Annotated in this window: 16 protein-coding genes; 10 read left to right on the top strand and 6 right to left on the bottom strand. The window is 66.5% G+C overall.

Annotated elements, in window-relative coordinates; translation table 11 throughout:
• Positions 1 to 80 precede the first annotated feature (80 nt).
• Entirely contained in the window at positions 81 to 299 is a 219-nt protein-coding gene (gene infA, locus LRG10_RS02355; RefSeq protein WP_201170476.1) for a translation initiation factor IF-1, read from the top strand.
• 53 nt (positions 300 to 352) lie between these two features.
• Here infA and clpA read toward each other — a convergent pair whose 3' ends face one another.
• The 3 genes from clpA to aceA all read right to left on the bottom strand — a co-directional run bounded on the left by clpA (position 353) and on the right by aceA (position 4,425).
• Positions 353 to 2,623: an ATP-dependent Clp protease ATP-binding subunit ClpA gene (gene clpA, locus LRG10_RS02350; RefSeq protein ID WP_201170478.1), complete on the bottom strand. Its 2,271-nt coding sequence runs from the start codon at positions 2,621 to 2,623 to the stop codon at positions 353 to 355.
• Between the two features lie 83 nt (positions 2,624 to 2,706).
• A complete protein-coding gene (clpS, locus tag LRG10_RS02345) occupies positions 2,707 to 3,027 on the bottom strand; it encodes an ATP-dependent Clp protease adapter ClpS (protein ID WP_201170480.1) in 321 nt (106 codons plus the stop codon).
• A 129-nt stretch (positions 3,028 to 3,156) separates the two neighbouring features.
• Positions 3,157 to 4,425, bottom strand: coding sequence for an isocitrate lyase (gene aceA, locus LRG10_RS02340; RefSeq protein WP_238634626.1), 1,269 nt, complete (start codon positions 4,423 to 4,425; stop codon positions 3,157 to 3,159).
• 272 nt (positions 4,426 to 4,697) lie between these two features.
• Here aceA and LRG10_RS02335 point away from each other — a divergent pair, with 272 nt between their 5' ends.
• The 7 genes from LRG10_RS02335 (at position 4,698) to def (ending at position 11,961) form a co-directional block, all read left to right on the top strand.
• On the top strand, positions 4,698 to 5,705 hold the full coding sequence (locus LRG10_RS02335; RefSeq protein ID WP_238634619.1) for a LysR family transcriptional regulator: 1,008 nt from the start codon (positions 4,698 to 4,700) through the stop codon (positions 5,703 to 5,705).
• 84 nt (positions 5,706 to 5,789) lie between these two features.
• Positions 5,790 to 6,938 carry a tRNA 2-thiouridine(34) synthase MnmA gene (mnmA, locus tag LRG10_RS02330; RefSeq protein WP_238634617.1) on the top strand — a complete coding sequence of 383 codons (1,149 nt, stop codon included), beginning with the start codon at positions 5,790 to 5,792 and terminating at the stop codon, positions 6,936 to 6,938.
• Positions 6,935 to 7,564, top strand: coding sequence for a high frequency lysogenization protein HflD (hflD, locus tag LRG10_RS02325; RefSeq protein WP_201170493.1), 630 nt, complete (start codon positions 6,935 to 6,937; stop codon positions 7,562 to 7,564). The genes mnmA and hflD overlap by 4 nt, the downstream gene beginning before the upstream one ends.
• A gap of 65 nt (positions 7,565 to 7,629) precedes the next feature.
• Complete coding sequence (gene acnA, locus LRG10_RS02320; RefSeq protein WP_201170495.1) at positions 7,630 to 10,374, top strand: aconitate hydratase AcnA; 2,745 nt, start codon at positions 7,630 to 7,632, stop codon at positions 10,372 to 10,374.
• A 599-nt stretch (positions 10,375 to 10,973) separates the two neighbouring features.
• Positions 10,974 to 11,153 (top strand): light-harvesting antenna LH1, beta subunit, encoded by a 180-nt coding sequence (pufB, locus tag LRG10_RS02315; RefSeq protein WP_011814196.1) that lies wholly within the window; start codon positions 10,974 to 10,976, stop codon positions 11,151 to 11,153.
• Between the two features lie 14 nt (positions 11,154 to 11,167).
• Positions 11,168 to 11,383, top strand: coding sequence for a light-harvesting protein (locus LRG10_RS02310; protein ID WP_201170497.1), 216 nt, complete (start codon positions 11,168 to 11,170; stop codon positions 11,381 to 11,383).
• A gap of 89 nt (positions 11,384 to 11,472) precedes the next feature.
• Positions 11,473 to 11,961, top strand: coding sequence for a peptide deformylase (gene def / locus LRG10_RS02305; RefSeq protein ID WP_201170499.1), 489 nt, complete (start codon positions 11,473 to 11,475; stop codon positions 11,959 to 11,961).
• A 277-nt stretch (positions 11,962 to 12,238) separates the two neighbouring features.
• On the opposite strand, the gene pufA is transcribed toward def, so the two are convergent.
• Both pufA and pufB (LRG10_RS02295) read right to left on the bottom strand, forming a co-directional pair.
• Positions 12,239 to 12,433 (bottom strand): light-harvesting antenna LH1, alpha subunit, encoded by a 195-nt coding sequence (pufA, locus tag LRG10_RS02300; protein ID WP_011814199.1) that lies wholly within the window; start codon positions 12,431 to 12,433, stop codon positions 12,239 to 12,241.
• A gap of 12 nt (positions 12,434 to 12,445) precedes the next feature.
• Positions 12,446 to 12,673, bottom strand: coding sequence for a light-harvesting antenna LH1, beta subunit (gene pufB / locus LRG10_RS02295; RefSeq protein WP_011814200.1), 228 nt, complete (start codon positions 12,671 to 12,673; stop codon positions 12,446 to 12,448).
• A 441-nt stretch (positions 12,674 to 13,114) separates the two neighbouring features.
• On the opposite strand from pufB (LRG10_RS02295), the gene LRG10_RS02290 reads away from it, so the two are divergent.
• Entirely contained in the window at positions 13,115 to 13,984 is an 870-nt protein-coding gene (locus LRG10_RS02290) for an OmpA family protein (RefSeq protein WP_201170500.1), read from the top strand.
• A gap of 51 nt (positions 13,985 to 14,035) precedes the next feature.
• Positions 14,036 to 14,452: a thioesterase family protein gene (locus tag LRG10_RS02285; protein ID WP_238634616.1), complete on the top strand. Its 417-nt coding sequence runs from the start codon at positions 14,036 to 14,038 to the stop codon at positions 14,450 to 14,452.
• Between the two features lie 15 nt (positions 14,453 to 14,467).
• Here LRG10_RS02285 and LRG10_RS02280 read toward each other — a convergent pair whose 3' ends face one another.
• Complete coding sequence (locus LRG10_RS02280) at positions 14,468 to 15,370, bottom strand: universal stress protein (protein ID WP_201170501.1); 903 nt, start codon at positions 15,368 to 15,370, stop codon at positions 14,468 to 14,470.
• Positions 15,371 to 15,373 lie beyond the last annotated feature (3 nt).

Below are 15,373 nucleotides of genomic sequence, written 5' to 3'. Positions count from 1 at the left end.
GCCGGTATAGTTCGCGCGTTCAGAAGTCCCGTGCAAGCGGGACTCCATCCGACCGCAGCGACCACGAATCAGAGAGGCGCATGGCGAAGGAAGACTCCATCCGCATGCAGGGGGTGATCGTCGACACCCTGCCCAATACGATGTTCCGCGTCGAGCTGGAGAACGGCCACGTGATCACGGCCCACATCTCCGGGAAGATGCGCAAGCACTACATCCGCATCCTGACCGGGGACAAGGTGACGGTGGAGCTGACCCCGTACGACCTGAACAAGGGTCGCATCGTCTACCGAGAGCGGTAACGCCCCGCCCCGGAACACCCGTCGCCGGGGCCACGGGGGCCCCGCTCGCCGGGCTACGCCCCCTCGGTGTCCTTTTCCCGGACGTGGATGGCCAGATCGCCGTCCTCGACCGTGACCTCGACCTCGCCGCCGCCGGTGAGCTCGCCGAAGAGCAGCTGCTCCGCCAGGGGCTTCTTGATGTGCTGCTGGATCACGCGGGCCATCGGGCGTGCGCCCATCTGCGGATCGTAGCCCTTCTCGCCGATCCACCGCCGGGCGTCGCCATCGACCACCAGCGTGACGCGCTTCTCGGCCAGCTGCACCGAGAGCTCGCGGATGAACTTGTCGACCACGCGCTGCACGGTGTCCTGCCCCAGGGGCTGGAACTGCACCACCGCGTCGATGCGGTTACGGAACTCCGGCGAGAACGTGCGCCGGATCGCCTCCATGCTGTCCTGGGTGTCGTTCTCGTTGGTGAAGCCGATCGAGCGCTTGCTCATCTCCTCGGCGCCGGCGTTGGTGGTCATCACCAGGATCACGTTGCGGAAATCCGCCTCGCGGCCGTTGTTGTCGGTCAGCGTGCCGTGATCCATCACCTGCAGCAGCAGGTTGAACACGTCCGGATGGGCCTTCTCGATCTCGTCGAGCAGCAGCACCGAGTGCGGGTGCTTGATCACCTCCTCGGTGAGCAGACCGCCCTGATCGTAGCCGACATACCCCGGCGGGGCCCCGATCAACCGCGAGACCGTGTGCCGCTCCATGTACTCGGACATGTCGAAGCGGATCAGCTGCACTCCGGTCAGGTCGGCCAGCTGGCGGGTGACCTCCGTCTTGCCCACGCCGGTCGGGCCGGCGAAGAGGAACGTCCCCACCGGCCGATCCGGCGTGCCCAGTCCGGCACGGGACATCTTGATGGTCGACGCCAGGCTCTCGATGGCCTCGTCCTGGCCGAAGATCAGCCCCTTGAGCTCGCCCTCGAGGTTCTCGAGGATCTTCATGTCCTGACTGGAGACTCGCTTGGGCGGAATCCGCGCGATCTTCGCCACAATCGACTCGATGTCCGGCAGGCCCACCGTCTTGCGCCGCTTGGAACGGGGCCGCAGCCGGAGCCGCGCGCCCGCCTCGTCAATGACGTCGATGGCCTTGTCCGGCAGGCGCCGGTCATTGATGTACTTGGCCGACAGCTCCGCCGCCGCCTGCAGCGCCGGCTCGGTGAAGCGGACGTTGTGGTGCTCCTCGAAGCGACTCTTGAGCCCCTTGAGGATCTGCACGGTGTCCTCCACCGTCGGCTCGCTGACGTCGATCTTCTGGAAGCGCCGGGCCAGGGCGCGATCCTTCTCGAAGATGCCCCGGTACTCCTGATACGTCGTCGACCCGATGCAGCGCAGTTCGCCGGAGGCGAGCATCGGCTTGATCAGGTTCGAGGCATCCATCACGCCGCCGGAGGCAGAGCCGGCTCCGATGATCGTGTGGATCTCATCGATGAACAGGATCGAGCCGCTGTCCTTCTTGAGCTGATGCAGCAACGCCTTGAGGCGCTTCTCGAAGTCGCCGCGATACTTGGTGCCGGCCACCAGGGCGCCCAGATCCAGCGAGTAGATGGTGCTCTCCTTGAGCACATCGGGCACCTCGCCCTCGACGATCTGCTTGGCCAGCCCCTCGGCAATGGCCGTCTTGCCCACACCGGCCTCGCCGACGAACAGCGGGTTGTTCTTGCGGCGCCGGCAGAGCACCTGCACGGTGCGCTCGATCTCGTAGCGCCTCCCGATCAGCGGGTCGATCTGCCCGTGCCGGGCGCGCTGATTGAGGTTGGTGGCGTACTGCTCCAGGGGCGACCCCCCTTGAGCCGGCTCGGCCGCACCTTCTTCATCCGCCGGGCCACTCTCTTCCTTGCCCATGTCTTCTTCACCCCCCACCGAGGAGATGCCGTGGGAAATGTAGTTCACCACGTCCAGGCGGGAGATGTTCTGCTTATGCAGGAAGTAGACCGCCTGCGACTCCTGTTCGCTGAAGATCGCCACCAGCACGTTGGCTCCGGTGACCTCCCGCTTGCCGGAGGACTGGACGTGGAGGATGGCGCGTTGCAGGACGCGCTGGAACCCGAGGGTCGGCTGCGTCTCGCGGCTGTCGTTGACCGGCAGCAGCGGCGTGGTCTCATCCAGAAAGGCCTGCAACTCGCCGCGCAGCCGTTCGAGGTCGGCACCACACGCCTTGAGCACCTGCGAGGCAGCGGGGTTATCGGTCAAGGCCAGCAGGAGGTGCTCGACGGTGAGGAACTCGTGGCGCTTCTCACGCGCGTCCTTGAAGGCCAGATTGAGCGTGAACTCTAACTCTTTACTCAGCATGCCCTATTACCTCGCCTGGGGCTCGACCGGGGTACCTCCCCGGAGATTGGACCGGCCAGTACCGCCACGGTTCCTGGAACGATTCAAGCTTCCTCCATCGTACACAGTAGCGGGTGTTCGTGCTCGCGGGCGTAGTCGTTGACCTGAGAGACCTTGGTCTCGGCGACATCCCGGGTATAGACCCCGCAGACACCTTTCCCCCGCGTGTGCACGTGCAACATGATCTGCGTGGCCTGGTTGCGGTCCTTGTTGAAAAACCGCTGCAGCACCTCCACGACGAAGTCCATCGGCGTGTAGTCGTCGTTGAGCAGCACCACCTTGTACATCGGGGGCTGCTTGAGCGACGGTTTGGCCGCTTCAACCTCGGGGCCCTGCGGATCGTCTTGGTTCGGCTCGTCGGTCATCACCCTTCATTTTATAGAGTCGCGCGCCAACCGGCCAATGTAGGCCACCCATAACCACCATAAAAAAACCCCGGGACGGCTGCACGCCACCCCGGGGTCGGCTTACGCCGGTGGCGACCAGGCGCCGTCTCAGAACTGCTCTTCCTCCGTCGAGCCTTTCAGCGCCGTGACCGAGGACTGACCGCCCTGGATCACGTTGGTGACCTGGTCGAAGTAGCCGGCGCCCACCTCCCGCTGGTGACGGGTAGCGGTGTAGCCGTGCTTCTCGGCGGCGAACTCGGCCTGCTGCAGCTCGGAGTACGCCTCCATCTGCCGCTCCTTGTAGCCGCGCGCCAGCTCGAACATCGAGTAGTTCAGCGAGTGGAAGCCAGCCAGCGTGATGAACTGGAACTTGAAGCCCACCTCGCCGAGCTCGTCCTGGAACTTGCGGATGGTGGCCTCGTCCAGGTTGCCCGCCCAGTTGAACGAGGGCGAGCAGTTGTAGGCGAGCAGCTTGCCCGGATACTTCTCGTGGATGGCCTGCGCGAACTCGCGGGCAAACCCGAGATCCGGCTTGCCGGTCTCGCACCAGATCACATCGGCGTAGGGGGCGTAGGCCAGACCACGGCTGATGGCCTGCTCGATGCCCGGCTTGGTGCGGAAGAACCCCTCTGCCGTGCGCTCGCCGGTGATGAACGGCTTGTCGTTGTCGTCGACGTCGGAGGTCAGCAGGTCCGCCGCTTCCGCGTCGGTGCGGGCGACCAGGATGGTCGGCACATCCATGGTGTCGGCCGCCAGGCGCGCGGCGATCAGCTTCTGGACCGCCTCCTGGGTGGGCAGCAGCACCTTGCCGCCCATGTGGCCGCACTTCTTGACCGAGGCCAGCTGGTCCTCGAAGTGCACGCCCGCAGCACCGGCGCGGATCATCCCCTTCATCAGCTCGAAGGCGTTGAGCACACCGCCGAAGCCGGCCTCGGCATCGGCCACGATGGGCTTCATGAAGTCGAACGGCGGGTTGCCCTCGGCGTGGTTGATCTCATCGGCGCGCAGCAGCGCGTTGTTGATGCGGTCCACCACCGCGGGGACCGAATTGGCCGGGTACAGCGACTGGTCCGGGTACATGGTCTGACCCAGGTTGGCGTCCGCGGCCACCTGCCAGCCCGAGAGGTAGATGGCGTTGAGCCCGGCCTTGACCTGCTGCAGGGCCTGGTTGCCGGTCAGTGCGCCGAGGGCGTTGACGTAGGGCATCTCGTGCATGGACTTCCAGAGCTTCTCCGCACCCTGGCGCGCCAGGCTGTACTCAACCTGCACGGTCCCACGGAGACGGACGACCTCATCGGCCCCGTAGCCCCGCTGCACCCCTTTCCAGCGCGGGTTCTCCGCCCAGTCACGCTCAATCGCCGCTTGATCTTTCAACATCATGCTCCTCCCAATCGGGCTGGTACGCCGTACCCCCGAAAATCCTGTATGACGGTCTCTTGCTGTCGGCCCGAGGGGCCATCGCGGTTGCCCTCGTGGGGCACGAACCCCGGGCGGGGTTAACCCGGGGCCCAGAACCCGTACCGCTACGTTCGCCAGGCGCCGGCAGCCGGGTGGCGTACTGCCGCGCCTGAATAACGCGTCACTGATAGTATGGCGCGCCGCAGCATTTGACAATATTTCCCAAACTATATTGCATATTGATCGGCCCAATGGACGAAGATCGAGAAGCCTTGGATCACGAATCCCCCCGCCATTACTACCGCCACAACCGGCTCAAGCAGTTGCGCGCGTTCTGCCACGCCGCGCAGGAGCGCAGCATCTCCCGTGCTGCCGAGCGGCTAGAGCTGAGTCAACCGTCGGTGTCGCTGCAGATCCAGGCCCTTGAGCGGGAGATGGGAATCACCCTGTTCGAGCGCCGGGGCCCCCGGATTCGGCTGACTCCGGATGGCGAGGGCCTGTACGAGGTTGCCGCACCACTCGTCGAGGGGATCGACTCCCTGCCCGAGCAGTTCGTGGCGCGCAACCGCCGGCAGCAGCTCGGTCATCTGGACATCGCCGCCGGCGAGTCGACCTCACTCTATGTCCTGCCCGATCTGCTACGCGCCTTCATGGAACACCACCCCAAGGTCCACGTCCGTCTGCACAACCTCATCGGTGAGGAGCAGATCCACGCCGTGCAGCAGGACCGCGTGGACATTGCCGTCGGGTCGAATCTGGACCTGCCCGATGACGTGGTCTATCGCGCCACGCACACCTTCGAACTGAAGCTGATCACGCCCGTGAATCACCCGCTGGCCGAGAAGGAGGAGATCACCCTCGAGGACCTGGCCGCCGGCGAGCTGATCCTTCCGCCACGCCAGCTGACCACCTGGCGCCTGGTGAACTTGATCTTCCAGCAGCACAGCGTGCCTTACCAGGTGCGCCTGGAGGTCGGCGGCTGGGAGATCATGAAGCGCTATGTCGAGCTCGGCTTCGGGGTCGGCATCGCCAGCGCGATCTGCCTGACCGGGCAGGAGCAGCTGGCGATCCGCGACCTGCCAGCGATCTTCCCGCGGCGCACCTACGGCGTCATGCTGCGTCGCGGCCGCTACCTCTCCCCTCAGGCCCGTCGTTTCCTGGAGCTGATCGACCCCGAGGGCTTCGGCGAGGCGGCGGAGTGGGACGGCGTCCCGGGCAGCCAAGAGAGCGTGCTTGTCCCCGGCCGCGGCCCGGAGTGAGCCGTGGCGGTCACCCCGGTCTACCGGGGTGACCCGCGGACTGTGGTAGCCTCTCGGCCCGGGACACCTGATAGATCCGGCCCCATGACTGAATCCCCCAAGCGAATCGTTGTCGGCCTCTCCGGTGGCGTGGACTCTGCCGTGGCGGCGCTGCGCCTCGTCCGCGCCGGTCACGAGGTGATCGGCCTGTTCATGAAGAACTGGGAGGACGACGACACGCTGATGCAGTGCTCGGCCGAGGACGACATCGCCGCGGCAGTAGAGGTGGCGGAGCACTTGGGCATCCCCATTCGACGGGTGAACTTCGCCGTGCACTACCGGCGCGAGGTCTTCGAGCAGGCGCTGCGGGAGCTGCGCGCCGGGCGCACCCCGAACCCCGACATCCTGTGCAATCGGCACATCAAGTTCGACCGCTTCCTGCACCACGCCCGGGAGCAGTTCGCGGCAGACGCCGTGGCCACCGGCCACTACGCCCGCCTGGGACGCGCCAGTGACGACGGGCCGGCCCTGCTGCGCGGCTTCGATCCGGACAAAGACCAGAGCTACTTCCTCGCCGGCGTATCCCGTACGGCCCTGGACACCGTGCGTTTCCCGCTCGGCGACAGCACCAAGGAAACCATCCGCGAAGAGGCCCGGTCCGCGGGGCTGCCCAACTTCGACCGCCCGGACAGCACTGGTATCTGCTTCATCGGCGAACGGGACTTCACCCGTTTCCTGCAGCGCTACATCGACCTGGATCCCGGACCCATCCTCACCGAGGATGGACGAGAGATCGGCCGCCACCAGGGGCTCGCCTTCTATACGCTGGGCCAGCGCCGGGGGCTGGGGATCGGTGGCGACCCGGATCACGGCGCCGCCCCCTGGTATGTGGCCGATAAGGTCGCCCATCGCAACGCGCTGCTCGTCGTCCAGGGGCACGATCATCCCTGGCTGCAGAGTGCCGCGGTGGAAACCGGCCCCTTTCACTGGCTGGCGCCGATCCCCGCGGAGGGGGCACGGCTGCAGGCCCAGGTGCGTTATCGCCAGCGCCCCCAGGCCGGGGCGGTGGCGCACACGGACGACGGTGGCGTGCTGTTCCGCTTCGACGAGCCCCAGCGGGCGGCAACCCCCGGACAGTATCTGGTTCTCTACGACGACGATCAGTGCCTGGGGGGCGCGGCCATCGCCGCCGCGCACCCGGCGGACCGGGGTAACCCGCCGACCCTGCAGACGCATCCAACGGAGGTGGTGTGAGCGATTCGCGCGAACAGGAACAGGCCCTGACCCTCGCCGTCATCATGCAGGCGGTGCAGTGCATCCGCGAGGTAGCACGCACCGGGGATACCGAGGCGAGCCGGTATGAGCCTCTGATCGAGGGTCTGCTTGGGGAGTACGACGGCTGCACCGACGCCCTTTACGGCGCAGCGCGCCTCGCCCCGGGGCTGCGGCGGGTGGTGGAGCAGCTCGAGGACCCCCAGGAGGCCGATACGACCCGTTACGTGGCGAGCATTTTTCACCTCGAGCGGCGCCTCATGAAGCGTCAGGCGGTGCTTCAGCGCCTGGCCGAGGGCATCGAGCAGGCCCGCGGCCAGGCGGCCTATTTCGAGAGCCCCACCCATACCAGCGTCATCCACGGTATCGGTGACCTCTACAGCCAGACCATCAGCCAGATGGGACCACGGCTGATGATCCGCGGAGAGCAGCAACACCTGGAGAACGAGCGCAATGCCGCCTTGATCCGCGCGCTGCTGCTGTGCGGCATCCGCGGCGCTAGCCTGTGGCGGGACAATGGCGGCGGCCGGATGACGCTGCTCTTCCGGCGCCAGGCGATCGCCGGAGCCGCCCGGAACCTGCTCGAGGGACTGCCCAGCGAGGCTTGAGCGACGCATCACAACCGATTCGATACACTATAAGAAGCGCTGATCGCACAACCACTGGAGGGACCATGACGGACAGCTTCAACTCGCGGACCACCCTGCAAGCCGGGGGCAAGGCCTACGAGATCTACAGCCTGGACGGGCCGCGCCGCGATTACGACGTCGATCGCCTGCCCTACTCCCTGAAGATCCTGCTCGAGAACCTGCTGCGCACGGAAGACGGCGTCAACGTCACCCGCGAGCACATCGAAGCGGTCCTCAACTGGGATCCCAAGGCCGAACCGAAGGACCAGATCGCCTTCACGCCGGCACGCGTGGTGCTTCAGGACTTCACCGGCGTCCCGGCGGTGGTGGACCTAGCCGCCATGCGCGACGCCATGCAGAATCTCGGCGGCGACCCGGGCCGGATCAACCCGCTTTCACCGGCCGACCTGGTCATCGACCACTCGGTGATGGTCGACCACTTCGGCAACCGCCAGGCCCTGCAGCTCAACACCGAGATCGAGTACCAGCGTAACCGGGAGCGCTACGAGTTCCTGCGCTGGGGCCAGACGGCGTTCTCCAACTTCCGCGTCGTCCCACCGGGCACCGGCATCGTTCACCAGGTCAATCTCGAGTACCTCGGGCAGGTGGTGTTCCGCAACGACAACGGCGACACCCCGCAGGCTTACCCGGACACGCTGGTCGGAACCGACTCGCACACCACCATGATCAACGGCCTGGGCATCCTCGGCTGGGGCGTGGGCGGCATCGAGGCCGAGGCCGCCATGCTCGGCCAGCCGATCAGCATGCTCGTCCCCGAGGTGGTGGGCTTCCGTCTGGAGGGCAAGCTGCCCGAGGGGGCAACGGCTACCGACCTGGTACTGACCGTCACCGAGATGCTGCGCAAGAAGGGCGTCGTCGGCAAGTTCGTCGAATTCTACGGCGACGGCCTCGACCACCTGCCCCTGGCCGACCGCGCGACCATCGCCAATATGGCCCCGGAGTACGGCGCCACCTGCGGCATCTTCCCGGTCGACAAGGAGACCCTGGCCTACATGGAGCTCTCCGGCCGCGACCCGGAACTCATCGAGCTCACCGAGCAGTATGCCAAGGCGCAGGGCATGTGGCGCGAGACCGGTGCCCGCGAGGCCGAGTACTCGGACACCCTGTCGCTGGACATGAGCACGGTGGTCCCGAGCCTCGCCGGGCCCAAGCGGCCTCAAGACCGCGTCCCGCTGGACGCGGCCAAGACCAGCTTCAAGCAGACGCTGCAGGAGCACCTGCGTGCCCACCACGCCGTGCCCGCCGACGAGGCTGAGGAGCAGTACGAGCACGAGGGCGGCCACAGTGCGCCCGGGATCGACGATGCCCATGAACGGGGCGCGGTGGAGATCGAGATCGGCGGCCGCAACGAGATGCTCAAGCACGGCGACGTCGTCATCGCGGCGATCACCTCCTGCACCAACACCTCGAATCCGGCCGTCCTGGTCGCCGCCGGCCTGGTGGCCAAGAAGGCGCGCGAGCGCGGCCTGATGCCCAAGCCTTGGGTCAAGACCAGCCTGGCACCGGGCTCGCAGGTCGTGCCCGCCTACCTGGAGCAGGCCGGGCTCCTCGACGACCTGGAGCATCTGGGCTTCTCGGTCGTCGGGTTCGGGTGCACCACCTGCATCGGCAACTCCGGCCCACTACCCGAGGCCGTCACCAACGGCATCCGCGAGGGCGATCTCTGCGTGACCTCGGTGCTCTCAGGCAACCGCAACTTTGAAGGCCGCATCCACCAGGACGTTCGGGCCAACTACCTCGCTTCGCCCCCGCTGGTGGTGGCCTACGCCCTGGCCGGCACCATGGCGCGGGATCTCTACAACGAGCCGCTGGGCACGGACAGTCAGGGCCGGGATGTCTACCTCCAGGACATCTGGCCGACCCAGCAGGAAGTGGCAGACCTGGTCCGCGGCAACATCTCCGCCGGGATGTACCGTGAGCAGTACGCCAACGTGTTCGACGGCGACGCCGCCTGGCAGGCCATCGATGCCCCCCGCGGGGAGCTCTACGACTGGCGCGAATCCACCTACGTCAAGAACCCGCCCTACTTCCAGGGCATGAGCAAGACTCCGGAGCCGCTGCAGGATATCCGCGGCGCCCGCTGCCTGATCTACGTCGGCGACTCCATCACCACGGACCATATCTCGCCGGCCGGGGCCATCCACCCGGACAGCCCTGCCGGGCAGTACCTGCAGGAGCAGGGGGTATCCCCCAAGGACTTCAACTCCTACGGCTCGCGGCGCGGCAACCACGAGGTCATGATGCGCGGCACCTTCGCCAACGTGCGCCTGCGCAACAAAATGGCGCCCGGCACCGAGGGCGGCTGGACCACGCACGTGCCCAGTGGCGAGCAGACCAGCGTCTACGACGCCTCCATGCGCTACCAGCAGGCGGACACCCCACTGGTCGTGCTCGCCGGCAAGGAGTACGGCACCGGCTCCTCCCGTGACTGGGCAGCCAAGGGCACCAAGCTGCTGGGCATCAAGGCCGTGATCGCGGAGAGCTACGAGCGCATCCACCGCTCCAACCTGGTGGGCTTCGGCGTCCTCCCCCTGCAGTTCCGCGACGGCGAGAACGCCGAGAACCTCGGCCTGACAGGGGACGAGGCCTTCGACATCGAGGGCATCACCGAGCAGCCCCGCAGCGTACGTGTGGTCGCACGGCGTGAGGATGGCGGCGAGACGACCTTCGAGGCCCGTGTGCGGATCGACACCCCGCAGGAGTGGGAGTACTACCGTCATGGCAGTATCTTGCACTACGTCCTGCGCGGGCTCGCCGGCGCGGCCTGAGACCCCTCAGGCGTTGATATGGGCGGGGGTTGGCCACAGGCCACCCCGCCCCCGGGTGCTCCCCCACCGCCCCTCATACGACGTGCAACGGCCGCTGTGGGCCGTCGCCACCGCGGTCCGTCCCACCGGAAGAAGCTTTCGGGATCGCCCCCCTTTTTCCGAGACGGATTCAGTGTCGCACCCTCCGATGATTCCCATCGAGCGGTGTTTCCACCGGATATTCGAAAGCCTCCTCAGGCCGCGCCCGCCGGGATTTTCCGGGCGAATATCGATTCAAATCCCCGGTTTTTCGATAAAACCGCTCCAGCGGCTCCCGTGGCCGCCAACAGCGGCGACCGATAAGGATTGGGCAAATCGCCGCACACCCTTCACAAACGGGCAGTTGGCGCGTACTTATACGTTTTTCTGCAGTAGCCGCGCAGGGTGGCGCGGCAAGGCAGCGCACCCCGTGCGGCACCGCGCCCCCGAGCGTTGACCGCCACCCGCCCTTCTTGTTTATCTAACCCTGCGACATTTGGATGGTGCCCGCTCCATCTCCGGTCCGGTTGATTGGGCGGGTGGTTCGGAGGCTAACGCCTTTCATAAAAGGAGTAGCTACTATGAGAGATCGCGACGATTTCGTGGACTTCGACGACCCGAACAGGGTCTGGCCGTCCGGGCTGACCCTGCCGGAGGCGGAAGAGCTGCACAGCTACGTGCTGGACGGCGCGCGCATCTTCTTCGGCATCGCCGTGGTTGCGCACGTGCTGGCTTTCGCCTACTCGCCGTGGCTCGGTTAAGGGAGGATTAACACATGAACCAGGCTCGTATTTGGCTCGTAGTCAAGCCCAGCGTCGGCCTTCCGCTGTTCCTGGGTGTTGTGCTGCTGATCAGCCTGCTGGTGCACGGTGCTATCCTGACGAACACCAGCTGGTACCCCGCCTTCTTCGAGGGCAACGCCGCGGCCGAGATCCCGGCCTCGGAGATTGCCGAGAGCGACGCGCTGGCAACGCGCGAGTCGATGGTGTAAATCCGCCTGCGCGGATAGCAGCCCATTGACGGCTCGACACTGGGGCGGGGTCTGCGGATCTCGCCCCTTTTTCTCGTCAGGACCCCTCCATGACCACGCTAGACATCCTTGAACACCCCGACCCCCGCCTGCGAGAACCATCCGCGCCAGTGGAGACCTTCGACCAGGAACTCCGTGAGCTGGTCGATGACATGATCGAGACCATGCGCGCCGCCTCCGCCATCGGACTGGCAGCCCCGCAGGTGGATATCCGCCGGCGCATTGTCGTCTGTTGCACCGATCCGACACAGACGCCGCGCGTATTCATCAATCCGGAGATCACCGGCAGCAGCCTGCCCGGTTACATCGAGGAGCGTTGCCTCTCGGTCCCCGGTCAGCAAGGCCTGGTGGTGCGCCCCACCCGGGTCAGTGTCCGCGCTCAGGACACCAGCGGTGAGCGGTTCCACTGCAAGCTGGAGAACCTCGAGGCCGTCTGCCTGCACCACGAGGTCGACCACCTGGACGGCACCCTATTCATCGACCGACTCTCTTTCTGGCAACGGCTGCGGATGCGCGCCGGCCGCCTCCTTCGCCGCTAGCAGGCACCACGCAGACGCCATACAGGCGCTATGATTCGGTAGGGAATGGGTGCCCGGACGTAAAAGGGCGCCCGGGCACCCCGCTTGGCTGGTGGAGGCCGGTATGGACCGGCCTACCCCCCGGAGGAGACAGGAGACTAATGCGGACAGACAAAGAAAAACGGGGCATAAGCCCCGTTTTTCTTCACAACCTGCCGCGTCTGGCAGGCTCTCCCGGGAGGAACCTCCCCCACTCCGAGAGAGCGGGAGAGCCTCCTACCTGACCCGGGAGCGGGTGTCAGACCTGCCGCGGGGGCAGAGCGGACACCTCTTCAGCGGACTCGCTCACCGAGCTGACCGCAGCACCGCCGACCCAGTTGAACCGATCAGTGCTGAGCAGGATGAAGTGGATCACCAGGGCCAGCACGGCCAGCCAGGAGAAGATGCCGATCAGGACGCGGCGCGGATCGTAAAGCTTCCAGAGTCTCCACATGGTTCTATCTCCTTAACCAGCAAGCGGCGCGATTTGGGAAACAGCGGCGGTCACGTTGTGAACACCCTCGATGACGGAGCCGTAGCCCTCGGCACCGGGGATCCACGGACGCCAGGCCCAAGCGAGGAAGTGGGCCACGACGGCCACCGCCGTGAAGATCAGGAAGCTCTGCATGAAGATGCTGTGGAACTCCTTAGCTTCCTCATCGCTAAGGCCCGTCAGCGACATGTTATCGGCCATACGTTTCGTCCTCCGTTCAGCGTTTCAGCCGGTACCGCGCTCTACCCCCGCGCGGTAGGGGGTGGTCGCCCACGCTAACGTGGGACTTCCCGTGCAGCCGGCACCTGGGTGCCGACCTTCCTCAAAGCGCTGGGTCGGTACGCTGGGCCCGCCCAGTCTTCGAGGTTCGTTCGTGTGCCGAGCCCTTGCCTATCTGGTCCAGCGCTCGACCTCCACGATGACCTAAACACTAACGCAGGAATGGGGGCGCTGTGTGGTGGCGTATAACCGCACCCCTGTACCCCCTTGTGGAATCCCTTTCCCTCCACTTCAGTTTCCCGCGCAAATGCCGATATGTTGGACATGATGAATCATCGTACCCGGACCCTTGCAATCGTTTTCGCCTGCGCTGCGGCAATTTGCGTAAGCGCCGGGGCTGTCAGCGGGCAGCAGACGCACCGCATGGACCCGCATGGCGCGCAATGGCACGCCTTCGAGGGGCGTTCCGGGTGCCATATGGCCCACGAAATCCCCGGAAAAGGGGTGGCCTTAATCAGCTACCGGCATGACGGTCGACAGTATCTGAGTTTCTTCGCCAATCGCCCTCCCCGGGAAGAAATCGAGGGGGATCTTTATATTGGCGAGCCAGCCTGGGGCGGGGATCGGCGCCGCCATGTCGAGCCGGTGCGTCTGCACCCGGACACGCGGACACTGCGTTTCAGCCGCCGGACGACGCAGTGGCTACTCGACGCCCTGCGCGACGGGCGCGAGCCACAGATCCGCTACGAGGCCGGATACAGCGGGGAGCTGATCGAGATCGGGCTGACCCCGGCCGCCTTCCAGCGGGCGCTCGGCCACTACCGCGAGTGCATCGCCCGTCATGAGCGCGTCGACGCCGGCACCGCCACCCGCGGCCAGGTTATCCCTGGCCGCACCGGCGAACCCATGGCGGACAGTGACGGCCCAACCTGGGAGGGCAACCTCCCGCGCCTGCCACGCGGGCCGCGCACCGAGGTCTACTTCGCCACGGGCAGCGACGACCTCACCCGCAACGCTCTAGACGAGATCCGGCGGTTCGTCCGCGCCGTCGAGGACAACCCGCACTGGGGCGTGGTGCTATCCATCGGCTATGCGGATACGCGGGGCAGTCCGGAGATCAACGAGCAACTTGCCGAAGCGCGCGCTGCGGCGGTCCGGGACGAGCTAGTGCACCTCGGCCTACCCGAGGACCGGATCGAGATCGAGGCGCGGCTTATCGACGAGGACAACGCTGAACAGGACATCCACGAGCTGGCGAGCAACCGCCGCGTGGAGCTGCGGACGGCCCTCTAGCCACCCGTCTTGTGCTGGCGATGGCAACCGCCGATCCTTATGATCGCCACCATGACGATCGAACTGCCCGAGCATCTGCCCTTCGCCACCGAGCTTTCGGTGCGCATCACCGACGTCAACTACGGCGGCCACCTGGGCAACGACGCCCTAGTCTCCCTGCTCCACGAGGCCCGGGTGGGTTTTCTGGCCCACTACGGCTTCAGTGAGGGGGACTGTGGCGGAGCCGGTATCGTCATCAGCGAGCTGGAGGTAGCGTACCGGGCCGAGGCTTTCCACGGCGACGCCCTGACCATCGCCGTCGGCGCCGGCACGATCGGACGTAGTAGGGCCGAACTCTTCTACCGCGTCGAGCGCCCGGCAGACGCCAGGGAGGTCGCCCGTGCCCGGACGACCATCGCCTTCTTCGACTACACCGCACGCCGGCCGCGCCGCACCCCGGAGCCCTTCCGCGAGGCCCTCAGCACCTGAGATCCGCGCCGGCGCTCAGCCCTCGCCGCTGGTCAGCAAGACATCGCGCTCGCTCTCGTGGGCGACACGGCGGGCAACGCTGCCGAGCAGGGCACCCTGCCAGCGGGAGAGGCCCCGCGTCCCCATGGCAACCAGATCGACATCCGCCTCCTCGGCGAATTGACGGATCACCGTCGCCGGATCGCCGCCGCGGGCCTCGAAGTGGTCGACGCGATCCCGCACCGGCAACTCGTCCACGAGGCGACCCAGGGCCTCGGCGGTCTGCTGCCGCCCGTCCTGCAGGGCCGCCTGGAGCTCTGTAGCAGCCCCCTCGCCCGCCCCGTAGATCCGCTCCAGCGGTGTCGTATCGTGAACGCCGAGCAGCTGCAGCGCGGCGTCCGGGGCCAGGCGGGCGGCCGCTTCGACAGCGTGTCGCGAGCGTCCGGACCCGTCCACGGCCACCAGTACCCGCTGGTAACCGCCCTGCGGCGGGCGCTTGACCACCAGGATAGGCCCGGCGCGCTCGTGTGCCAGGCGCTCCGCGGTTGCGCCGAGGAACAGATCCCGTACCACGCGCCTCCCGTGGGCACCAATCGTGACCAGATCGGCTCCCCACTCCCGCGCCTCTGCAGCGATCTCAGCCGCACCACGTCCCCACCGGCAACCGACCGACCACGCCGGGTCCGCCCCACCGCCGGCGATGGCACTGAGCTGCTCGTTCATTCGCGCCTCACTGGCCCGCTCCAGCTCACGGGTCGCCTGCTGCGCGCCGCCGCCCTGCTCGCGGAACAGCAGGCGCAAGGTCTCCTCCTCGAGATCGGCCTCGATGACATGCAGCGCCCGCAGTTCGGCCCCGTGCAAGCGAGCCAGATCCAGACTGCGCTGCGCCGCTGCCTCGGTCCGTTCGCTGAGATCGGTGGCATATAGGATCTTGCGCACGAC

Source organism: Halorhodospira sp. 9628 (genome assembly GCF_022228075.1).
GTDB lineage: Bacteria > Pseudomonadota > Gammaproteobacteria > Nitrococcales > Halorhodospiraceae > Halorhodospira > Halorhodospira halophila_A.
This window is presented reverse-complemented; position numbering and strand designations above follow the sequence as displayed.

What these genes read in the sequence shown, in the direction of transcription:
- infA (WP_201170476.1), top strand. Translation starts at nt 81, where the DNA reads ATGGCGAAGGAAGACTCCATCCGCATGCAGGGGGTGATCGTCGACACC.
- clpA (WP_201170478.1), bottom strand. Translation starts at nt 2,623, where the DNA reads ATGCTGAGTAAAGAGTTAGAGTTCACGCTCAATCTGGCCTTCAAGGAC.
- clpS (WP_201170480.1), bottom strand. Translation starts at nt 3,027, where the DNA reads ATGACCGACGAGCCGAACCAAGACGATCCGCAGGGCCCCGAGGTTGAA.
- aceA (WP_238634626.1), bottom strand. Translation starts at nt 4,425, where the DNA reads ATGTTGAAAGATCAAGCGGCGATTGAGCGTGACTGGGCGGAGAACCCG.
- LRG10_RS02335 (WP_238634619.1), top strand. Translation starts at nt 4,698, where the DNA reads ATGGACGAAGATCGAGAAGCCTTGGATCACGAATCCCCCCGCCATTAC.
- mnmA (WP_238634617.1), top strand. Translation starts at nt 5,790, where the DNA reads ATGACTGAATCCCCCAAGCGAATCGTTGTCGGCCTCTCCGGTGGCGTG.
- acnA (WP_201170495.1), top strand. Translation starts at nt 7,630, where the DNA reads ATGACGGACAGCTTCAACTCGCGGACCACCCTGCAAGCCGGGGGCAAG.
- pufB (WP_011814196.1), top strand. Translation starts at nt 10,974, where the DNA reads ATGAGAGATCGCGACGATTTCGTGGACTTCGACGACCCGAACAGGGTC.
- LRG10_RS02310 (WP_201170497.1), top strand. Translation starts at nt 11,168, where the DNA reads ATGAACCAGGCTCGTATTTGGCTCGTAGTCAAGCCCAGCGTCGGCCTT.
- def (WP_201170499.1), top strand. Translation starts at nt 11,473, where the DNA reads ATGACCACGCTAGACATCCTTGAACACCCCGACCCCCGCCTGCGAGAA.
- pufA (WP_011814199.1), bottom strand. Translation starts at nt 12,433, where the DNA reads ATGTGGAGACTCTGGAAGCTTTACGATCCGCGCCGCGTCCTGATCGGC.
- pufB (WP_011814200.1), bottom strand. Translation starts at nt 12,673, where the DNA reads ATGGCCGATAACATGTCGCTGACGGGCCTTAGCGATGAGGAAGCTAAG.
- LRG10_RS02290 (WP_201170500.1), top strand. Translation starts at nt 13,115, where the DNA reads ATGGACCCGCATGGCGCGCAATGGCACGCCTTCGAGGGGCGTTCCGGG.
- LRG10_RS02285 (WP_238634616.1), top strand. Translation starts at nt 14,036, where the DNA reads ATGACGATCGAACTGCCCGAGCATCTGCCCTTCGCCACCGAGCTTTCG.